General features: G+C 57.8%; 23 protein-coding genes. 10 read left to right on the top strand and 13 right to left on the bottom strand.

Annotation, left to right across the window (positions count from 1 at the left end; translation table 11 throughout):
- Positions 1–59: 59 nt before the first annotated feature.
- Positions 60–887: a DUF932 domain-containing protein gene (locus ACJ8HN_RS08350; protein WP_028240164.1), complete on the bottom strand. Its 828-nt coding sequence runs from the start codon at positions 885–887 to the stop codon at positions 60–62.
- A gap of 625 nt (positions 888–1,512) precedes the next feature.
- Between ACJ8HN_RS08350 and ACJ8HN_RS08345 the strand changes: the two genes are divergently transcribed.
- The 4 genes from ACJ8HN_RS08345 to ACJ8HN_RS08330 all read left to right on the top strand — a co-directional run bounded on the left by ACJ8HN_RS08345 (position 1,513) and on the right by ACJ8HN_RS08330 (position 4,447).
- Positions 1,513–1,989: a TIR domain-containing protein gene (locus tag ACJ8HN_RS08345; RefSeq protein WP_033041353.1), complete on the top strand. Its 477-nt coding sequence runs from the start codon at positions 1,513–1,515 to the stop codon at positions 1,987–1,989.
- A 105-nt stretch (positions 1,990–2,094) separates the two neighbouring features.
- Positions 2,095–2,697, top strand: coding sequence for a TIR domain-containing protein (locus ACJ8HN_RS08340; protein WP_033041352.1), 603 nt, complete (start codon positions 2,095–2,097; stop codon positions 2,695–2,697).
- The gene (locus ACJ8HN_RS08335) at positions 2,694–3,881 is read left to right on the top strand and encodes a toll/interleukin-1 receptor domain-containing protein (RefSeq protein WP_033041350.1); all 1,188 of its coding nucleotides are present in this window, start codon (positions 2,694–2,696) and stop codon (positions 3,879–3,881) included. Before ACJ8HN_RS08340 ends, ACJ8HN_RS08335 begins: the two co-directional genes overlap by 4 nt.
- Positions 3,878–4,447, top strand: coding sequence for a hypothetical protein (locus ACJ8HN_RS08330; protein ID WP_033041349.1), 570 nt, complete (start codon positions 3,878–3,880; stop codon positions 4,445–4,447). The genes ACJ8HN_RS08335 and ACJ8HN_RS08330 overlap by 4 nt, the downstream gene beginning before the upstream one ends.
- Positions 4,448–4,529: 82 nt before the next feature.
- Here the strand turns inward: ACJ8HN_RS08330 and ACJ8HN_RS08325 are convergent, their stop codons facing one another.
- The 10 genes from ACJ8HN_RS08325 to pyrC form a co-directional block, all read right to left on the bottom strand.
- Positions 4,530–4,637, bottom strand: coding sequence for a JAB domain-containing protein (locus ACJ8HN_RS08325; RefSeq protein WP_199770497.1), 108 nt, complete (start codon positions 4,635–4,637; stop codon positions 4,530–4,532).
- A 66-nt stretch (positions 4,638–4,703) separates the two neighbouring features.
- Entirely contained in the window at positions 4,704–5,366 is a 663-nt protein-coding gene (locus tag ACJ8HN_RS08320) for a uracil-DNA glycosylase (protein WP_071534888.1), read from the bottom strand.
- Between the two features lie 2 nt (positions 5,367–5,368).
- Positions 5,369–6,499 carry a nucleoside triphosphate pyrophosphohydrolase family protein gene (locus tag ACJ8HN_RS08315; protein ID WP_028240166.1) on the bottom strand — a complete coding sequence of 377 codons (1,131 nt, stop codon included), beginning with the start codon at positions 6,497–6,499 and terminating at the stop codon, positions 5,369–5,371.
- A 3-nt stretch (positions 6,500–6,502) separates the two neighbouring features.
- Positions 6,503–7,129 carry a hypothetical protein gene (locus ACJ8HN_RS08310; protein WP_033045760.1) on the bottom strand — a complete coding sequence of 209 codons (627 nt, stop codon included), beginning with the start codon at positions 7,127–7,129 and terminating at the stop codon, positions 6,503–6,505.
- Positions 7,129–7,596: a TIR domain-containing protein gene (locus tag ACJ8HN_RS08305; protein ID WP_028240167.1), complete on the bottom strand. Its 468-nt coding sequence runs from the start codon at positions 7,594–7,596 to the stop codon at positions 7,129–7,131. The genes ACJ8HN_RS08310 and ACJ8HN_RS08305 overlap by 1 nt, the downstream gene beginning before the upstream one ends.
- A gap of 79 nt (positions 7,597–7,675) precedes the next feature.
- On the bottom strand, positions 7,676–7,978 hold the full coding sequence (locus ACJ8HN_RS08300) for a helix-turn-helix domain-containing protein (RefSeq protein ID WP_028240168.1): 303 nt from the start codon (positions 7,976–7,978) through the stop codon (positions 7,676–7,678).
- The gene (locus ACJ8HN_RS08295) at positions 7,962–8,345 is read right to left on the bottom strand and encodes a type II toxin-antitoxin system RelE/ParE family toxin (protein ID WP_028240169.1); all 384 of its coding nucleotides are present in this window, start codon (positions 8,343–8,345) and stop codon (positions 7,962–7,964) included. The genes ACJ8HN_RS08300 and ACJ8HN_RS08295 overlap by 17 nt, the downstream gene beginning before the upstream one ends.
- A gap of 309 nt (positions 8,346–8,654) precedes the next feature.
- Entirely contained in the window at positions 8,655–9,854 is a 1,200-nt protein-coding gene (locus ACJ8HN_RS08290; RefSeq protein ID WP_028240170.1) for a tyrosine-type recombinase/integrase, read from the bottom strand.
- A gap of 221 nt (positions 9,855–10,075) precedes the next feature.
- A complete protein-coding gene (gene dinI / locus ACJ8HN_RS08285; RefSeq protein ID WP_033638037.1) occupies positions 10,076–10,315 on the bottom strand; it encodes a DNA damage-inducible protein I in 240 nt (79 codons plus the stop codon).
- A gap of 75 nt (positions 10,316–10,390) precedes the next feature.
- On the bottom strand, positions 10,391–11,437 hold the full coding sequence (gene pyrC / locus ACJ8HN_RS08280) for a dihydroorotase (protein WP_033655064.1): 1,047 nt from the start codon (positions 11,435–11,437) through the stop codon (positions 10,391–10,393).
- Between the two features lie 213 nt (positions 11,438–11,650).
- Between pyrC and ACJ8HN_RS08275 the strand changes: the two genes are divergently transcribed.
- Complete coding sequence (locus ACJ8HN_RS08275; protein ID WP_442523257.1) at positions 11,651–11,938, top strand: putative quinol monooxygenase; 288 nt, start codon at positions 11,651–11,653, stop codon at positions 11,936–11,938.
- Between the two features lie 62 nt (positions 11,939–12,000).
- Here ACJ8HN_RS08275 and rne read toward each other — a convergent pair whose 3' ends face one another.
- Positions 12,001–15,381, bottom strand: coding sequence for a ribonuclease E (gene rne / locus ACJ8HN_RS08270; RefSeq protein WP_442523256.1), 3,381 nt, complete (start codon positions 15,379–15,381; stop codon positions 12,001–12,003).
- A 552-nt stretch (positions 15,382–15,933) separates the two neighbouring features.
- Here rne and rluC point away from each other — a divergent pair.
- Positions 15,934–16,893: a 23S rRNA pseudouridine(955/2504/2580) synthase RluC gene (rluC, locus tag ACJ8HN_RS08265; RefSeq protein ID WP_033646448.1), complete on the top strand. Its 960-nt coding sequence runs from the start codon at positions 15,934–15,936 to the stop codon at positions 16,891–16,893.
- Between the two features lie 6 nt (positions 16,894–16,899).
- On the opposite strand, the gene ACJ8HN_RS08260 is transcribed toward rluC, so the two are convergent.
- On the bottom strand, positions 16,900–17,481 hold the full coding sequence (locus tag ACJ8HN_RS08260) for a Maf family protein (protein ID WP_060424709.1): 582 nt from the start codon (positions 17,479–17,481) through the stop codon (positions 16,900–16,902).
- Positions 17,482–17,622: 141 nt separating this feature from the next.
- Here ACJ8HN_RS08260 and yceD point away from each other — a divergent pair, with 141 nt between their 5' ends.
- The 4 genes from yceD to ACJ8HN_RS08240 are packed head-to-tail and all read left to right on the top strand — an operon-like array spanning position 17,623 to position 20,334.
- On the top strand, positions 17,623–18,144 hold the full coding sequence (yceD, locus tag ACJ8HN_RS08255) for a 23S rRNA accumulation protein YceD (RefSeq protein ID WP_004927780.1): 522 nt from the start codon (positions 17,623–17,625) through the stop codon (positions 18,142–18,144).
- 16 nt (positions 18,145–18,160) lie between these two features.
- Positions 18,161–18,328 carry a 50S ribosomal protein L32 gene (rpmF, locus tag ACJ8HN_RS08250; protein WP_004927778.1) on the top strand — a complete coding sequence of 56 codons (168 nt, stop codon included), beginning with the start codon at positions 18,161–18,163 and terminating at the stop codon, positions 18,326–18,328.
- A gap of 11 nt (positions 18,329–18,339) precedes the next feature.
- Positions 18,340–19,374 carry a phosphate acyltransferase PlsX gene (gene plsX, locus ACJ8HN_RS08245; protein WP_071883797.1) on the top strand — a complete coding sequence of 345 codons (1,035 nt, stop codon included), beginning with the start codon at positions 18,340–18,342 and terminating at the stop codon, positions 19,372–19,374.
- A 6-nt stretch (positions 19,375–19,380) separates the two neighbouring features.
- Complete coding sequence (locus ACJ8HN_RS08240) at positions 19,381–20,334, top strand: beta-ketoacyl-ACP synthase III (protein WP_025302411.1); 954 nt, start codon at positions 19,381–19,383, stop codon at positions 20,332–20,334.
- The last annotated feature ends 9 nt before the right edge of the window (positions 20,335–20,343 follow it).

Raw genomic sequence — 20,343 nt, 5'->3', positions numbered from 1 at the left:
AGGGATGCAGCAGCGAGAGAAGCGGCAAGGGCTGCTGCCTGCCCCTGCCGCGTGGGGGTTCAGGCTTTCAACTGGCGCATGCCATCGGCCAGCAGCCAAAGCGCACGGTTGAGGCGGATGTTCTGGTCGATGCCCTGTACCGGGCGGGTTTGCTGGCGGCGTCCGTTGGCGCTGCGCCCGCGCAGGCCGCCTTGGGTCAGGTTCTCTTGCGTGCGGTTGAACACGCTCCACAAGTCCGGGCGGCGGTCATCAAAGCGGCGCGGCATCAGGATTTGCGATTCCGTGATGGGCGCGGGCTTGTCGGGGTCGTCGTACTTGAGGGCCAGCGCGGCGCGGGCGAACACTTCGGATTCGCCATCGTTCAAGGTGATGGCGCGCATGGAATCGCGGGATTCCTGCACGCGGTCGAAGCCGCGCAAGACTTCGTAAGCGCCTTCGATGACGGAACCGGCCACGTCGCCTTTGTGGGGCACGCGCACGTCCGCCACCGTGTCGCCGCAGACAAGGCCATTGCTGCACACGAACCGGAACATTCCGGCCAGCATCTGATAGCTGCTCGTGCCGTCATGCGAGTTCAGCAGCACGATTTCGTTAGCCTCCGCGCCGTTGATCTGGCTGGCGTGGCGCAGGCGCAGCATGTGTTTGGTGTAGTCGCGGCGGTCGTCGTGGCGCACGCGGGTTTGCGCTGCCATGAAGGGTTCAAACCCTTCCTTGCGTAGTTCCGCCAGCACGGCGGCGGTGGGGATATAGGCGTACCGTTCGGAACGGCTTTCGTGCGGCGCGTCCGCGAAGATGGACGGGGCCACACGGCGGATTTGGTCATCGGACAGCGGGTAATCGCTGCGCAGCGACGGGGAACGGGAAGCGAATCGGGATGCGAGTTGCATTGCATTTCTCCTGACGAAAAGGGTTTGCTGTTCAAACCGCACACCGGATTCCTAGATTCGGAGCCCAGCCTTTCGGCTGTTCGGTGCGGTCGGCACGAGGAACCCGGTTGGCCCTGTTGCCACCGTCTTTCCTGAGTTCATCGCCCGCGGCCAAAGGAGCGCGCGGACGGGGGCCGTCAAGGAGACAAGCGCAGGGTTGGTGCGGCCCGCAGGCGCAGCCGAGGACACGGCCCTGCGCGCCTTGACGGCACACGGGAGCGGGCTACGGTCGCGGGTAAGGTGATGAAGTCAGGGGAGACGGCTGGACAAGGCAACGGCCATCCCTTTGTGCTGACCGCACGCAAGCGAAGCGCGCAGGCCCGAAGCTGGAAGCCGGGCCGGAGGCGTCAGGGATGTGGAAGGCTGGCGAATGCCAGTCCCGTCAGGGATGAGCGAATAGCGAACCTGGAGCAGCGCGGTCCGCGAAGCGGAGACGCAGGCGCACACTTTCAGCTATCATTTGTAAGGAAATTTACAAGAAAGTATTTCAAGCCAGCGATTAATTACGACTTCAGTTAAATAACTATCGCAATCCTCAATTCGAGATTTGCTTCATCGAAGCACCAACGACAAATGGAGATAAGTCATGGCGAATAAATGCTTTCTGAGCTTTCACTATAAACAGGATAGTTGGCGCGTGTCGCAAGTTCGGCAAATCGGAGCTATCGAAAAACAGCCTCTACTGGATTCGAACAAATGGGAAGAAATCAAGAAAGCAGGCGATGATGCCATCAAAAAATGGATCGCCGACAACATGAAAGGCAAAGAATGCCTTGTCGTACTTGTGGGCGAGAAGACTGCCAGCCGCCGCTGGGTCAAACACGAGATAAAGAAAGCCTGGAAGGACGGGCTGGGTGTACTCGCCATCCATGTCCACAATCTGAAAGACTCAGACGGAAATCAGTCGTCGAAAGGATCTAATCCGTTTACAGGCCTCACCGTTGATGGAGAAGCTGTCACGGGTAAAGTCTACGATCCGCCATACACCACCAGCACCAATGTGTATGACTACATCAAGTCGAATATTGAAACTTGGGTCAGCGACGCTATAAAGGCACGATGAACCGGCAATATCTGAATTGCATCCTGCGAGGTGTCGTTTGCTGTGGAGGATGCGGGTCACCTACATCCAAATTTGCCTGGGTTTAGTGTAATAGATGGAGTCAAAATGCCACGCAGAACATTCTTTTCTTTTCACTATGAGCCTGATGTATGGCGCGCCTGGAATGTCCGCAACAGTTGGGTTGTGAAGGAATCCGATGAGGAAAGCCGGGGCTTCTTTGACAGCAGCGTGTTTGAGGCATCGAAAAAAGAGAGTGACGATGCACTAAAGACTTTTCTCCGCAAGGGGTTGGAGAATACTTCGGTAACTTGTGTCCTTGCTGGAACCCATACATGGTCACGGCGATGGGTGCGCTACGAAATTGCTCGCAGTGTTATCAAGGGAAACGGCTTGCTAACCGTTTTCATTCACGGTGTCCAGAATAAAGACAAAGCGACATCTACAAAGGGTGCTGATCCATTGGCGCAGATGGGACTTTATAGAACCGATCGCGGCATATATCTCGCCGAGTGGAAGGACGGAAAGTGGGTGGCCTACGCAGATTACACGCTTGCGATTCCTGAGGGTGATCTGTGGTTCACAGCACCAAAAACGAATAGCGTAGTCCAACTGTCAAATCACTGCCTGAGTTACGATTTCATAGGCCAGGATGGCAGGAAAAATATTGGCGGATGGATTGAAACTGCTGCGGGAATGGCTGGCCGATGAGCGAGAACTCAAGCATGAGATCACCCTACCAGCTTATCCTGCTGGGTGCGGTCCATGGGCATGACACTCGCCTCCGCCGTAGCGTTGATCTGGCGCTTCAGGGGCTCGGGATTCCGAGCAACGCAATTACGTTTCTCAGCGATGCCAACGCCTCTAACCGCAGCTTAAAATCGCCGGTGATGGCAGTATTTTTCGGCTCGTCGGAAAGCACTGCCGATACCGCACTTGTGACGGAGTTGATTGATGACTCGATCGTTATCGCTCCGGTCGTTTCGGATTTGTCCCAGGTTCATGCAGAAATTCCGCCGCAGCTCAGACATGTCAATGCTATTGTATTGGGCACCAACGATGAAGGCATCACCCGCCTCGTTACGCTAGTCCTTGAGACATTTAGGCTGTTGCGACGTGAGCGACGACTTTTCATCAGTTACAAACGAACAGGGTCTCAGCCGCTGGCCGATCGGTTGTACGATGCGCTCGATGCTCGTGGCTTTGACGTTTTCATCGACGTGAGGTCAGTGCCTCCAGCCGCAGATTTCCAATCACAACTCTGGCACAGGATGTCGGATTCCGATGTCGTGGTGCTGATCGACACACCTGGCTTCAGAGAAGGTCGTTGGACGGCTGAAGAATTGGCGCGCGCAAACGCGACCAATGTGCAAATCTTGCACCTACTATGGCCGGGGCAAAAGGAAGACCCTGCATCGTCCTTCAGCCACTTCATGAAGCTTAGGCGTCGGGACTTCTTTGGATTTATTCCAATGCGGGGGCGTTGGGCCACGAAGGGATTGGTGACGAGAATTTGCGACGAGGTCGAACGGCTACGCGCACCAGCAATTGCCGCCCGCCACCGATATTTGGTCGATAACTTTTGCGACGCCGCCCGCGACGAGGGACTTGATCCAAGTGTTCAGATTGAAGGCTGGATTTCTCTCAAAACCGAGTCCAATCGAACGCTGGCGATCGTACCGGCAGTGGGAATACCAACCGCTGATCGCATCAACGAAGTGTTCGAAGCCATTACCAACCCCACTGTTGAGACGAGAGAAATATGGGTGATTTACGACAATAGAGGTGTACTGAGAACGTGGCTCTCTCACCTAGATTGGCTTGACTCGTATTTGCCGATCCGGGCCGTGCAAATGTCGAAGGCGCCACAACTTCTGAAGGAGCTCACCGCATGATAGATATATTTCTATCTGCCAGCGTGCCTTTGCCTGATCGCAATCGGGTATTTTTCGACACCGCCGATGTTCTTGCTATACGGGAAGCAATCAAGGCTTTGGTTGAAGTAGTGTTGCCGATTGGACGAATCACGTGCGGCGGCCATCCGGCGATAACGCCGCTATTGGCTCTCTTTTCCCGCGAGGCAAACCTTGACCGCAACAGGGTGGCGATTTACCAAAGTAAGCTTTTTGAGGGTCGATTGCCTCCTGAGCTAGCGGAGTTCGTCGACGTGCATATGGTGCCAGCGGTTGATGGCAACAGAGAAGCCAGTTTGACGGCCATGAGGCAAGCAATGATCGAAAGCCGCCGTTTCAGCGCAGCGGTGTTCGTCGGCGGCATGGAGGGGATCTATGAGGAGCATAAATTGTTCGTCGAACACCATCCCAAAGCTACAGTGCTCCCGCTTTCAACAACAGGGGCCGCCGCCAAAATAATTTATCAACAGGGAGAATATGATCCAATTTTTTCACGCGACCGAACCTATTCCAGCTTATTTCGTCGAAAGCTTCTGCCTGTGGATTAGCCGGGAAATTTTGCAGTAACTGCGTTCAGTAAGCTTGATGGAGCGAATAAAAAAATGGGGCCGCCTGTGCAGCCCCCTCGGTTCACAATAGCCCTCGCTCTGCAAATGAAGTTGTTTCCTGCCCGGCCACAACGACGTGATCCAGTGTGCGCACCTCCACCAGCGTCAGAGCCTCTTTCAGTCGCTGCATCAGTGAAAACCTGGCGAGTTGGATAGAAGGGGCGGTATCCGCTCGCTAAAATGCTGGAGCAATTCGTCAGAACAGCGATCCAGTCTTCATTGGATGTCCATACAGTTCAGAGATTTGCCCTTGAAACTGCGTCTGTCCGCCATAGCTCGGATGCCTCACGCAGATAACAGGCACGCTATCCGTGATTCGATGAGCGGCTGCGGCAGCATCGTTGCCGATGGCGACGATGCGCGAGGGACGAAGCAGAACGATGAGCTGTTGTAGTAGCTCTTCGCCGGCTCGCCTTTCACGGGCGTTGTGTTGCCGGTTGGTGAACGGATCCCCTGATTCATGAGGGTGAAGTGGGAAAACATTCCAGAGAAAGATGCGAGCATCAATGTGCTCTAGCATTCCCCATATAACCGCAGCGGTTCGCTCGGCTACGGCATTGCCGACTGTGGGCCGTTCTGGAGCCAGATCGACATTCCAACGTTTGGCATGTTGGCTCATGTGAACATCGTCAGTCAGGGCCAACCCAGTTCGGCGGCCTCCGCGATACCCCAAATCTCGACCGATCCAAATCGCATCTACAGGCTCCTCTGAAGCGCGACGCAATAATGCGGAAAGTGCGGCGGCGCGGCGGCGGGGCGCGTCTCGACGATCATGAACTTCACAGCGATCAGAATAAGGATTGAAGCAGTCCTCAAATTGCAGCGAGGAAACTGATTCAACAAAGGGGTGGATTTTCATTCTTAAGACTCAAGCGGCATATATTGTAGGGTGCGTTCTTTTCGGTTGCCGATGATCCAGCCGCCTTGATTTTTCTTGATTTGACGGAATACGGAATATCCGTCCATGATGGCTTTTTCCCAAAGCTTTAGCGGGCACTTCTCAACCTCATAGCCACTCACAAACTCTTCAATGGTTTTGAGAATCCCAAGGGAAACCTTTTCTTGATTCTCAAAATAGTTTAATTCCTTGGCTCTAGAGAAAATCCATGCCGTAAGCCCTTCCTCAACGACGATTGCCCGGCCGCTGTCTTGCTCTTCATCATATTTGGACTGGCTCTTTCGCTTGTGCTTGATCAATGCCCGTATTACAGGTGACCAATGCAAGATGGCTGCATATGCAAAATGGAAAACATCATGAAATCGGTAGCCATCTCGGTCAGCGATGTTGTCGGTCAGGGGATCACCTATGAATACGCCATTCCATTGGAGATAGCTTTTGCCGCTACCGCGTTGATTGACTCGGATCTTGAACTCTCTAGGGAGCTGCTCTTCTATTCCAAACTCGCTATCGAAATCAAGGCCAATCAGGTCAACCGCCTGTGGCTCCAAGAATGCACCCCTAGCTTTCCGGAGGTTCCCCCGCGCTACGTCCGAGAACGCCAACTCTGCGGCATGGATTGCATCGAGATAGGCTCGCGCGAAGGTGACCACGTCATTGCGCGCAGGCCCACTTCCCAGCAGAGCTGCGGCCGCCTGCCCCAAGCGTACCAAGGTAATGTCCAACGACGCAGGGGCCGCCACAGGCATGGCGATGTAAGCGAATGCACCTTCGGCTATGTCGCTTGCTGCCCCTATGTTCTTGAAGTTCCCGTGATTCGCCGCCTCGGCAAAGATATCTTCAAGTGGAGCTTGCATGCGCCGGCAGATCGCAGCCAAATACCAAAGCGTATCACCGAATTCTTCTTCCGCCGCCCTTCTGAAACCAGGGTACGCAGATTTTTCCCGGACATGTTTTTTGACAGTAGACATTATTCCACCGACTTCCCCATAAAGCCCTTGAAGGACAGGATTGAAATCGGTTGGACTGAGTACATCCGTAGCTGCAATTTCCGAAGCGTAGTCCGAAAGCAGCAGAGAACCTTCCTTGTGCATCGGTTACCTCCGAAGCGTCAGCCATTCGAATGGAGCGCCCTGATATCCATTCAGCCCAAAGCTACGAACCCATTGCTCTAGGTTCGCAATCAGTTTTGGATCGTCAAAAGTAGTTAGACCTATTCCTGTTTTGCATAGAGACCGGCCTTGCTGGTCTTTTAGCTCTTCCGGGAACTCCGGCCCCTCTCCTCCGAAGTACACGAAGTCATTGCTGATGAGAACCCTGTTTACACCCGTGTCGCGAGTGACGTGATCAGGATTAAGTGAACCATCGGGGCGAGAGTGAAAGGAATCTCGTTGCTGCCAGACGGCCGCTGGTGCGGCTCTGAAGTAGATATTGTCCCCGCAACTTTGCTTCCGACTACCGTTGCGATAGGGCTTTTTAGATTCAAACCGTGGATCTGCCCCATATTCATCAAATGTCATCGTTTCGGTGACTTGCATCGCATAAACCAGATACCCGCCTCGCCGAACACTTCGATCATTGCTGCCACTGCCTACCACCCAATCACCGATGTCAGCGCCCTTGCGGATATTTGGCTTGCAGGTTGCAAGCGTGCAGTATTCGTAAAAGGGATTGGGTGCGAAACCACTGTCGTACCGCACCACGTAGGAGTGGACACGTGCCATCAGCAGGGATGCCTTTTCAGAGGAACCGGATCACAGGCGCCACCGTCGGGTTTTTCCCATGTATCTTTTCCGTTGATCGCATCAATGATTGAGTCACCATTCCAGCCGACCAAGGCATCGGCGTATTCTTTCAGTGCCTCAGGAATGTCGCATTCCTTCTCACCATGCTCCCAGATGCCAACAATACGTTTGCCTTGCTTGGCTGCATATTCGATTTCCCAGGTCACCCAGTCGCTATCTTTCGTCTGGGGTGAGACGTAGCAAATAAATACGCCCGCCCAGTTTATCGCTGGGGCCAGAATCTGCGTCTTGATGTAATGCTCATCCGTGGCGTTGTTGAACTTTCCTGTATGGATGGAGGAGTCCCTTACATCCATCCCTTTCGGAGCCAGCAGATCTTTGAGCTTTTGGAGCCCATGATCGTCCTTATGGACATGGCTGATAAACACGTTCCTTTTCTCTGCCATCTGTCACCTCCATCGACGTTTTGATAGCGTAAAAGATCGTAACTGAAATTAGGTGGTTATGGCAGAAAACGCAGATCAATCAAAGGATCGCCCGGAGCCCCTTGTCGGCGATGATGTTGAGCAGCTTCAGCGCCGGGCCAGCGGGTCGGGTTTCACCTTGCTCCCACTTGCGCACGGTCGAGGCCGAGGTGTGCAGGTGATGCGCGAACACCGGCTGGCTGAATTTCAGCGTCTCCCGTAGGCGCCTAATGTCCTCGGCGCCAAACTCCCGCACTGGCGGCGGGCAGATCGCGTCGAACTCGCGCATCGTCACCTTGCTGATCGCACCCACTTCATGAAGCGTGGCCAGGTCGTCACGCAGGGATTCAATGATCTTGCTCACAATGCACCTCCAATAACACGCCCGACTGCAACGCCTTCGATAACGTTTCCCCGGACAGTTGCAAGAACGCTTTGCCGGCGAATTGCAGCGCCTTCTTCTCGTCCTGCGTGATGTTCGCCTTGTCGTTCTTCGGGAACCCATGCAGGAACACGTAGCGGCTGCCGATCCTGGCCGATACCAGTGTGCGGTAGCCGCCGCTTTTACCACCACCGGGGCGGGCCACCCGCTTCTTGTAGAGGGAGCCGCCCAAGTCCGCGTCGATCAGACCGCTTTCCATCTCCTGAACCGCCTTGCACAACGCGGCATCGGACAGCTTCTCGCCCGACTGCCAGCGTGCAAAGTCCTTGCGCTTGAGGATGACCGTCATTTCGACCTCCAAACTATACCCGAAACGGGCATACTTTTCCAGTCTCCGGTGTAGCACCTAGATAGAAGGGATGGCCCGCCCGATTGTCGTGACGCCGGCACGACAATCGGAGCCGACTGGACGGGATGCCGGCCACCGATCCGCGGGCATCCTTGACCGAAATCAGCAGCGCATAGGCCGACCACGGCAGCGTGAAGACCTTGGCCAGCTCGGCGAGGCCGAATTTCCCAGACACTGTCTCGGAAATTGCGGAACGGGGATAGTCGGCCGCCAAGGCAGCGGGGGGCGCCACCGAAAGCGTCCTCTTGCTCATGCCGTGGCCTCCGCAGGGCGCCGCGCGCCCGTGATGGCCTGCCGCCGACTCGCCACCAGTTCGGCAGCATCCCGCACCGGCTTGTCCTCGGTGTGGACGTAGTGCATGAACATCGCCACGGTCTTGTGGCCCGTCAGCTTCATGCCTACCTTGGTCGGCACTCCCGAATTGGCAATGTCGGTCGTGGAGCGGTGGCGGATGCCGTGCGTGCCGACGTGTGGGACGCCGGCTGCCTTGAGCACCCGGCACCATCCGCCATAGTGCTCGCCAAAGGTCAGGTGCTTGGTCGGGTCGTTGGGCGAAGGCAGGACGTAGGGGCAACCTTCTCGGCGCGGTGCCGTCGAGAACAGTCGATAGGCTTCCGCGCTCATGGGCTTGGAGAGGCCGCCGGTCTTGCTGTCGGGCCAGACCACGCGCCGGTTCTCCAGATCGACCCAATCCCATTCAAGCATGCAGATTTCGGAGCGGCGGCCGGCGAACTCGAATTGCAGGCGAATCGCCAGCGGGATGACGTAGTTCTCCAGTCCTTCCGCCTCCAGCTTCTCCAACTGGCGGAAGATCAGCGCCAGTTCGTCGTCCACGATGAGCCGGGTTTCCTCGCCGGGCGGGTACATCGGGACGTGGCGGCACGGGTTCGTGCCGTCCGGGCGGTAGCCCCACACTTCGGCCAGGTTGAACATCTTGCGCAGCACGCCGAAGGCGTTGTTCGCCTCGGCGGGCTTGTAGGCCAGTTTCTCCATCAGCCCGGCAATGTCGGGCCGCTTCACGTCCTGCACCTTCTTGCGGCCGATCAGCGGGACGATGCAGCGGTCGATGACGGCCTGATAGCCGCGCTGCGTGCTCGGCTTGTTGCGCTTCTTGGAGTAGTCCTCCATGAACTTCTTGCACAGCGCTTCGACCGTGGGCGCCTTGCGCGCCTCGGCCTTGGCGCCGCCGGGGTCGCCGCCTCGGCGAACCTCGGCCAGCCAGTCCTGCGCCATGACGCGGGCCTGCTCCACGGTCAGTTCCCCGAACAGGCCCAGCGAGGGCTTGCGGGGCTGCCCGGAGTTCGTGCGGTACTGGAGCATGAACACCCGACGGCCCTTCGGGGTAATCTTGCAGAGGAAACCCGGCACCACGGTATCCCGTAGTTCGATGTCCTTGGCCTGGGGTTGCGCCGACTCTACGGCGGTCTTGGTGAGCTTGATCTTCGCCATGATGACTCCTTGGAACGACCCGAATTCCAAGAGCCAGATAGGAGCGGCGCGAGGGAAAACCGGGTCAAGTTTCAGAAAGCACCGGCATATGATGGACGCGCGTAAGTCCTTGATAAACCTGCTTCATCGAGCTACGGCGCAGTCCAGCGAAGTACCGGGCTGGAGTCATCGTCAAACAAAAAAGCCGGAGAGCGACCCCCGGCAAAAACAGCATTGCAGTGTTATTCTGCGCTGAACCACTCGTCCGCGCTTTCCCAGGTTTCCTGAAGGATTTCCTCGATCAGATCCCGGTCGGTTTTGGCGCCCCCCAGCACGGAGAGCCCGTTGGCGCCGGCATAACGTACGTGCACGACGGCGTCTGGAAACTGGCGATTGACCCGTTTGCCCAGTTCACCGGTCAGCGCCTCAATGGCGCCCGACGGCAGCGGCCGGGTTTTATCTATAGTGACTTCAACACGCATAATTGCCCCCGAAGCGATTTACTGTTTATTTATACAGCTAGCCGACTGCGGGGGCAAGAGGGCGAAGAAAAAATATCAGTCTTTCAGCGACCAGTTCAGGGTTTCACCGGCCAGGAAGGGGATCACGGATTCATTGCCCAGGGCGATCTCTTCCGGCTGGGTGGTCGACACGCGCTGCAGCTCGATGAAGTCTTCGTTGAGCGGCAGGCCATAGAAACGCGGGCCGTTGAGCGAGCAGAAGGCCTCAAAGTGCGCCAGCGCGCCGAGCTGTTCGAACACCGCGGCGTAAGCCGGGATGGCATTCGGCGCGTTGAAACAGCCGGCGCAGCCGCAGCTGGACTCTTTGCGATGCTTGAGGTGCGGCGCGGAGTCGGTACCGAGGAAGAAACGATCCGAGCCGCTGGCGACCGCCTGACGCAGCGCTTCCTGATGGACATTGCGCTTGAGGATCGGCAGGCAGAACAGGTGTGGGCGAATGCCGCCGACCAGCATGTGGTTGCGGTTGAACATCAGGTGCTGTGGCGTGATGGTGGCGCCGAGGAAACGATTGCCTGCCTGCACATATTGCGCCGCTTCTTTGGTGGTGATGTGCTCGAAGACGATCTTCAGCTCCGGGAACTGCTGGCGGATCGGTTCCATCACCTGCTCGATAAAGCGCGCCTCGCGGTCGAAGATATCGACGGCAGGGTCGGTCACTTCGCCGTGGATCAGCAGCGGCATGCCGATTTTTTGCATCTGTTCGAACAGCGGGTAAATGCCGGTCACGTCGCTGACGCCGTGGCTGGAGTTGGTGGTGGCGTTGGCCGGATACAGCTTGGCGGCAGTAAACACCCCTTGCTCAAAGCCGTTGACCAGTTCACTGGCCGCCAGAGAGTTGGTCAGATAGCAGGTCATCAGCGGAGTGAAGTTGTGGCCCTGCGGGACCGCCGCCAGAATGCGATCGCGGTAGGCGCGCGCGGCGGCCACGGTCGTTACGGGCGGAACCAGGTTCGGCATCACGATCGCCCGGCCAAATACCTGGCTGGTATAGGGCACCACCGTTTTCAGCATCTCGTCGTCACGCAGGTGGATATGCCAGTCGTCTGGGCGGCGGATTTTCAGAACTTGAGGTTGTGCGGTCATCTAGCTAGGCTCCGGCGGTCAAATACGTCTAATGAAAAGCGAATAATGGGTTTATTCACGCCGGGGTGTAAGGATAAGCGGAAAGCGCCTGAGATGCATCTGTTTGTTGGCGACAAGTTGAAATCAATAGCGCGGCGGGCGCATAGTAACAGGGATTTCAACGATGCCGACGCCAATACCGTCGACTTTCATCAAGTGGAAAGGGAGAAAGCAATGGAAGTACGCGTTATCGCCACCCTGCAAGCGAAAGCGGGATTGGAAGACGCCGTCAGCGAAGCGGTGCACGACATTCTCGAGCCGAGCCGCCAGGAGTTGGGCAACCTGCAATATGATTTGCATCGCGATCTGGAAAAGCCGGGCGTTTTCGTGTTCTTTGAGTGTTGGGCCAGCAGCGAAGCGCTGGATAAGCATAATGAGACGGCGCATTTTCAGCAGTTCGTCAGCCGGCTTGACGGCAAGTTGGATGTTTTAGACATCAAAAAACTGAAAAAGATAGCCTGAGCCTTTTTGCAGGCAAGAAAAAACCCGCCGATGGCGGGTTTTTTTTAGAGCTGCAGATTAACTTATTCGTTAACCGGCTGCGGCTTGGTGGCCGGCGCGGTGGCCTGGCTCACCGCCGAATGGCCGCCTGCCGAGCCTTTGCCTTCAAAGTTGAAGGAAGGGCGCTGCCAGTCGCTGTGCTTGCGTTCTTCCGGCACGTAGGCCGGCGCAGGCGCTTTGGTCATCGGCGCAGTGGCGATGTGTTTGTACAGTACGTCCTGCACGGCTTTCACCGGTGCCGGCTGCTGAGCAACCACAGGCGCAGGTTCTGCGGCGATTGGCGCCGGGGCTTTTTCGACCGGAGCGGCTTCCACGGCGGCTGGCGCAGGCGCTGCTTCTGCCACTGGCGTTTCTTCCGCTTGCGCAGCTTCTGCCGGCGCAGCGTCGACCACAGGCTCGTCTTCCACCGGCTTGGCTTCAACCACAGGTTCTGCCGCAACGGTTTCAGCTACCGGCTCGGCTTCCACTGCCGGGGCAGTCTCTTCCGCTTTCGGTTCTTCAACTGCGGCAGGTGCCGGCGCGGCTTCCACCGGCGCCGGGGTTTCCTCGGCCGGGGTGGCAACGACAGGCGCTACGGCTGCAGCTTCTTCCGTTACGGTAACGGCCGCAGTTTCAACGGCGGCTTCTGGTGCCGGCTCGTTGACGCTGGCCGCAGCCTGAGTTTCTTCCACGGCAACGCTGTGCTGTTCAACCGCTGCGGCGACAACCGGTGCCGCTGCCTGTTCTACTTCTACGGCTTCGGCTTGCACTTCGGCTTCTTCAACCTGAGCAACCGGGTAGCTTACCCAGACTTTGCCCGATGCCATTTCCGGCGAAGCGAACGCGCCCGCCAGCGGCATTGGGGACTGCAGCGGGTAACGCTCATCGCGGTAACGACGACGACGCTGGCCGCTGACGCGCAGGTGGCGCGGTGAACGACGGGAACGGCGCGGCATGCCTTCGCCGTTGCCGCGGTTTTCGCCCTGGGCATCGTCTTCCGGCTGTGCGGCAACGGTTTCCGGCAGCAGCTTGACGCTGTCGTCGGCGGTCGGCTGCGCGACTTCGGCTTTCGCTACCGGCGCTTTCGGCGCCAACAGCTCTTCCGCTGCACGCTGCAGTTCTTCTTCCGCGGACAGGATGCGCACCTTCTGCGACAGAGGGCGGCGCTGGCGGCGCTGCATGTTCTGCTGCTGGCGTTCTTCCTGCTCTTCATCGGTGCTCTCGACAGCTTCAACGCTTTCCAGCGCTTTCACTTCCTGCTGCGCCTGGCGTTTTTCTTCCTGACGACGACGCTGGCGTTCAGCACGCTGCTCACGGCGTTGCTGCTGATCTTCGCGCGGCGCTTTAGCGCTGTCTTCCGAGGCGGTTTCCTCCGCTACCGGCGCGTTCTGCTGCTGGTTGCGGCGGTTACGGCGCTGTTCATCGCGGGATTCACGCGATTCACGGCCTTCGCGGTTCTCACGCGGCTCACGGTTGTCGCGCTCGCGATTGTCACGGCCTTCACCGCGCTCTTTACGCTCGCCGCGTTCCGGACGGTCGCCACGCTCACCGCGCTCTTTACGGCCGGTGCCTTGGCGACGCTGACCGCGACGATCCTGACGACGGTTTTCACCGTTGCTTTCCGCCTTCGGCGTTTCGGCCGGTTTGGTTTCTTCGACGGCAGGTTGTTCCTCACCGGCGAACAGGCTCTTCAGACCACCGAACAGGCGGCCCAGGAAGCCCGGCTTGGCGGCGGCCGGCGCTGCGGCTTTAGCTTTGGCGGCGGCAGCGGCAGGCTTGGCCACGGCGACAGCTTCTTCAGCCGGCGGTGGCGCATCGGCGGACAGGGGGAAGGAAGCCAGGGCCGGTTGCTCCGGACGCTTGCGTTCCATCGGCGCGTCTTCCAGCGGGCGCTCCATGTCTTCTTCGTGCAGCTTCGGCAGCAGGTAGCTGAGGGTAGAGGTTTCCTCGCCCTTGCGCACGCGCAGCACCGAGTAGTGCGGGGTTTGCATTTCATCGTTAGGCACGATGACGGCTTTCACGCCACCCTGACGTTTTTCGATCGCGCTGACGGATTCGCGCTTTTCGTTCAGCAGGTACGAAGCAACCTGAACCGGGACGATAGCGTGAACTTCTTTGGTGTTTTCCTTCAGCGCTTCTTCTTCGATCAGGCGCAGGATGGACAGCGCCAGCGATTCGTTGTCGCGAATGGTGCCGGTGCCGTTACAGCGTGGGCACACGTGGTGGCTGGACTCGCCCAGCGACGGGCTGAGGCGCTGACGGGACATTTCCAGCAGGCCGAAACGGGAAATGCGGCCGATCTGGATGCGCGCGCGGTCTTGGCGCACGGCATCGCGCAGGCGGTTTTCCACTTCGCGCTGGTGGCGAACCGGCGTCATGTCGATGAAGTCGATGACGATCAGGCCGCCAAGGTCACGCAGGCGCAGCTGGCGAGCGATCTCGTCCGCCGCTTCCAGGTTGGTGTTGAACGCCGTCTCTTCGATGTCGCCGCCGCGGGTGGCGCGGGCGGAGTTGATGTCGATGGCGGTCAGCGCTTCGGTGCTGTCGATGACGATCGAGCCGCCGGACGGCAGGCGCACTTCACGCTGGAAGGCGGATTCGATCTGCGATTCGATCTGGTAGTGGCTGAACAGAGGGATTTCACCGCTGTACAGTTTGATTTTGCTGCTGAAATCCGGGCGGCCCAGCGCAGCGATGTGCTCTTTGGCCAGATCGAGAATTTTCGGGTTGTCGATCAGAATTTCGCCGATGTCCGGGCGCAGGTAATCGCGGAAGGCGCGCACGATAACGTTGCTTTCCTGGTGGATCAGGAACGGCGCGGGGCGGCCTTCGGCGGCTTTTTTAATCGCTTCCCAGTGCTTCAGGCGGAAGGAGAGATCCCACTGCAGCGCGTCGGCGGATTTGCCTACGCCCGCGGTGCGAACGATCAGGCCCATGCCGTCCGGCAGTTGCAGCGAGGAGAGCGCTTCTTTCAGCTCGGTGCGATCGTCACCCTCGATGCGGCGGGAAATACCGCCGGCGCGCGGGTTGTTCGGCATCAGCACCAGATAACTGCCCGCGAGACTGATGAAGGTGGTCAAGGCGGCGCCTTTGTTGCCACGTTCTTCTTTGTCTACCTGAACGATGACTTCCTGGCCTTCGCGCAGCACATCTTTGATGTTCGGGCGGCCATGGGAAGAGTAATTGCTAGGGAAGTATTCGCGGGCGATTTCTTTAAGAGGGAGGAAACCATGTCGTTCTGCGCCGTAGTCCACGAACGCTGCTTCAAGACTTGGTTCAATGCGGGTGATTTTGCCTTTGTAAATATTCGCTTTTTTCTGCTCATGACCCGGACTTTCGATATCCAAATCATACAGCCGCTGTCCATCTACGAGGGCAACACGCAACTCTTCCTGCTGAGTTGCGTTAATCAACATTCTTTTCATCTTAACTTACTCGTTATTTTTACATTATCGACAAAGCTGCGGGCAAAATAACCTCATGGCCGGAGTTAAACCGAAAGCCCCGTGTCTTCTCGCAAAGCCGTCAACCTCACGGTTGTCGCCTGCATAGGGGCGCATTATCTCGGTAAGCCTGCTTTTCTTTGTGAAAGACAGCACTTTTACTAGGGGAATAGCCTCTGATTTACGTCGACAGATCTGATTCCATTTGCCGGCCAAGCTGCAACCCGCAGCCCGCTAATTGTTTGATTTCGCATTACGTCTTACGCCATTGCTGCGTTTTTGCGCGATCAGACAAATTTTATAATTCCACCGTTTTCCCTGTTTAACGAGAATCAACGCGGAAAGTGACTGCATTATTCCACTGCTGATGCCGTTATAGCAAGGTGACTTTTCCTTAACTGCGGAAGAAATCGCAAACGTTCAAACCGGCTTGCTGCCTTATTGTCCGCTGGGGTTTCGCCCGCCGTCAGAGAGACAGTTAAGCACAGAAAAAGATGTGGCGCTATTCACGCGCTCTATTTAGAATCCCGCACCATGAAAACGAACAATCCAGCAGTACAATTCATCACGATTTCCGACGACGAAGCCGGTCAGAGAATCGACAACTTTCTGCTCGCTCGCCTGAAAGGCGTGCCGAAGAGCATGATTTATCGCATCGTGCGTAAGGGCGAGGTGCGGGTCAATAAAGGGCGCATCAAGGTCGAATACAAATTGGCGGCCGGCGACGTGGTGCGCGTGCCGCCGGTGCGGGTGGCCGAGCGCGAAGAGACGCCGGTGTCGGCCAAGCTGGATAAGGTAGCCGCGCTGGCCGATTGCATTCTGTATGAAGACGACCACCTGCTGATCCTCAACAAGCCTTCCGGCACCGCGGTGCACGGCGGCAGCGGCCTGAGCTTCGGCGTGATCGAAGGGCTGCGCGCGCTGCGCCCGGAAGCCCGCTTCCTCGAGCTGGTGCACCGTCTGGATCGCGATACCTCCGGCGTGCTGCTGGTGGCCAAGAAGCGCTCCGCGCTGCGCTCGCTGCATGAACAGCTGCGGCTGAAGGGGATGCAGAAGGATTATCTGGCGCTGGTGCGCGGCCAGTGGCAGTCCCACTGCAAGGCCGTACAGGCGCCGCTGCTGAAAAACATTCTGCAAAGCGGTGAGCGCATCGTGCGCGTCAGCAGCGAAGGCAAGCCTTCGGAAACCCGCTTCAAGGTGGAAGAGCGTTACGAATTCGCCACGCTGGTGAAGGCCAGCCCGATCACCGGGCGCACTCACCAGATCCGCGTGCACACGCTGCATGCCGGGCATCCGATCGCCTTTGACGATCGCTATGGCGACCGCGAGTTCGATCGCCAGCTGGCGGGTACCGGCCTGAAGCGGCTGTTCCTGCACGCCGCGGCGCTGCGCTTCGAGCATCCGGCCACCGGCGAAACGATGCGCATCGAAGCGCCGATGGACCAAGAGCTGCGCCACTGCCTGCAGGTGCTGCGCCGGCAGGTGGCCAAGTAATCCGCGTCAGACCAGCGGGTTGATGCCTTCAGCCCGCAACATGTCCAACAGCGCGATCAACGGCAGGCCGATCAGGGCGTTCGGATCCCGGCCTTCCAACCTGTCGAACAGCGCGATCCCCAATCCCTCGCTCTTGAAACTGCCCGCGCAGTTCAGCGGTTGCTCCAGACGTACATAGGCGGCGATCTCCGCTTCGCTCAACGCGCGAAAATGCACGTGGAACGGCTCGCACAGGGCCTGCAGCTGCTTGCTGCGGCCGTTGTACAGCGCCAGGCCGGTATAAAAAGTCACGGCCTGGCTGCTGGCCTGGCGCAGCTGCGCCCGGGCGTTTTCCTCGGTATGGGGCTTGCCGGTGATGTTGCCATCGATCACGCAGACCTGATCGGAGCCGATGATCAGATGCTCGGGATAGGCGAGGGCCAGCGCCTGAGCCTTCGCCGCCGCCAGGCGCAGCACCAGCGCTTCGGCGCTTTCGCCCGGCAGTGGGGTTTCATCCACCTCGGGTGCGGCGCAGTCGAAGGGCAGCCGTAACTTCTCCAGCAGCATTTTTCGATAGGGTGAGGTGGAGGCTAAAAGCAATCTCTGCATAATTTTTTTCGCAAACCGTAGCGTAAATGGGTATGGCATTTTAAACTGTCGGCCGCTGTGGAAGCGAATATTGGTGAAAGGAGCCGTTTTACGGCCTTTTTCTTTGACTCTATGTCGTTACAAAGTTAATATGCGCGCCCTATGCAAAAGGTAAAATTACCCTTGACCATTGATGCGGTACGTACCGCTCAGAAACGCCTGGACTATGCTGGTGTCTATGCGCCTGAGCAGGTTACTCGTGTTGCCGACTCCGTGGTCAGTGTGGACAGTGATGTCGAGGTGTCGTTGTCGTTCAATATCGACAATCAACGCCTCGCGGTGATAACAGGGCATGCGGACGTCACGGTAACGTTGATGTGCCAACGCTGTGGAGTCCCGTTCGAACATCAGGTTCACACAACATATTGTTTTAGCCCGGTCGTCAATGATGAGCAGGCTGAGGCATTACCGGAAGCGTACGAACCGATCGAAGTTGACGAGTTTGGCGAAGTCGATCTGTTGGCGATGATTGAAGACGAAATTATTCTTTCACTGCCTGTCGTTCCGGTACATGAATCTGAACACTGTGAAGTGTCCGAAGCGGACATGGTATTTGGCCAACTGCCTCCCGAGGCGGAGAAACCGAATCCGTTTGCCGTATTAGCCAGTTTAAAGCGTAAGTAATTGAGGAGTAAGGTCCATGGCCGTACAACAGAATAAACCAACCCGTTCCAAGCGTGGCATGCGTCGTTCTCACGATGCTCTGACCACGACTACTCTGTCTGTAGACAAAGTATCCGGTGAAACTCACCGTCGTCACCACATCACTGCCGACGGTTTCTACCGCGGTCGCAAGGTTATCGGCTAAGTAGCGATACCTTGACTCGTCTAACCCTGGCGTTAGATGCAATGGGCGGGGACTTCGGTCCCTGCGTCACAGTGCCTGCTTCGTTGCAGGCACTGGCCTCTAATTTACAGCTTCATCTCCTGCTGGTCGGCAATCCCGACGTCATCTCCCCTTTGCTTGCCCACGCCGATCCGGTTCTTCTGGAGCGTCTGCAAGTCGTGCCCGCCGAGTCCGTGATCGCCGGCGACGCCAAACCTTCACAAGCGATACGCGCCAGCCGCGGCACGTCGATGCGCATTGCGCTCGAGCAGCTCAGCAGCGGTAAAGCGCAGGGCTGCGTCAGCGCCGGCAATACCGGTGCGCTGATGGGATTGGCGAAGCTGTTGGTCAAGCCGCTGGAAGGCATCGAGCGCCCGGCGCTGATGACGGCGATCCCGAATCAGCAACGCAGTAAAACCGTGGTGCTGGATTTGGGCGCCAACGTCGAGTGCGACAGCACCATGCTGGTGCAGTTTGCCGTGATGGGCGCGGTGATGGCGGAAGAGGTGATCGGCATTGCGCAACCGCGGGTGGCGCTGCTGAATATTGGCGAAGAAGAGACCAAAGGCCTGGATAATATCCGCGAAGCGGCCGCTGTGCTAAAAAATACTCCGGCAATCAACTATATTGGTTACCTGGAAGGAAACGAGCTGCTCACCGGCAAGACCGACGTGTTGGTGTGCGATGGCTTCGTGGGCAACGTCACCCTGAAAACCATGGAAGGGGTGGTCAGGGTGTTCTTATCGCTGCTGAAATCGTCCGGCGACGGCAACAAGCGAGCGTGGTGGCTGAAATTGTTGGGCCGTTGGTTGCAAAAACGGGTGGTTAAGCGGTTCGGCCACCTGAACCCCGACCAGTATAATGGCGCATGTCTGTTAGGATTGCGCAGCACCGTAGTCAAGAGCCACGGCGCTGCGAACCCTCACGCGTTTGCAGTCGCAATCGAACAGGCTGTGCAGGCGGTGCAGCGGCAAGTCCCGGAAAGGATTGCTGCGCGCCTTGAGGCTGTATTACCTAAGAGTGACTGATCGTACATGTATACAAAGATTCTCGGTACGGGGAGTTATTTGCCCGTACAAGTGCGCACCAATGCTGATTTGGAAAAAATGGTGGATACCTCTGACGAATGGATCGTCACGCGTACCGGTATCCGCGAACGTCGCATCGCCGCTGCGGATGAAACCGTCGCGACGATGAGCTTCCAGGCCGCTGAGAAAGCGCTGGAAATGGCAGGTGTGGCTAAAGAAGACATTGGGCTGATCGTCGTGGCGACCACCACGACCACTCACGCGTTCCCGAGCGCGGCGTGCCTGGTGCAGCAAATGCTGGGTATCAAAGACTGCGCGGCGTTCGATCTGGCTGCGGCCTGTGCCGGCTTTACTTACGCGCTCAGCGTGGCCGATCAGTACGTGAAGAACGGCGCGGTCAAACATGCGCTGGTTATCGGCGCGGACGTCTTGTCGCGCACGCTGGATCCTGAAGATCGCGGCACCATCATTCTGTTTGGCGATGGCGCAGGGGCGGTGGTGCTGGGGGCTTCTGAAGCGCCGGGCATTCTGTCTACCCATCTGCATGCCGACGGCAGCTACGGCAACCTGCTGACGCTGCCGTACAAGGATCGCCAGAATCAAGACAAGCCGGCCTATGTCACCATGGCGGGCAACGAAGTCTTCAAGGTTGCGGTTACCGAGCTGGCGCGCATCGTCGACGAGACGCTGCAGGCCAACAACATGGACCGCAGCGAGCTGGATTGGCTGGTGCCGCACCAGGCCAACCTGCGCATCATCAGCGCAACGGCGAAAAAACTGGGCATGGGGATGGACAAAGTGGTGGTGACGCTCGATCGTCACGGCAACACCTCTGCCGCCTCGGTGCCTTCCGCACTGGACGAAGCGGTGCGCGACGGGCGAATTCAGCGTGGCCAACTGGTGCTGCTGGAGGCCTTCGGCGGCGGCTTTACCTGGGGCTCGGCGCTGGTTCGTTTCTGATTTGGACAG

It is taken from the genome of Serratia sp. CY29653 (assembly GCF_052169255.1).
GTDB lineage: Bacteria > Pseudomonadota > Gammaproteobacteria > Enterobacterales > Enterobacteriaceae > Serratia > Serratia sarumanii.
Note: the sequence above shows the minus strand (reverse complement) of the source record. Positions and strands in the feature narration are given on the sequence as shown.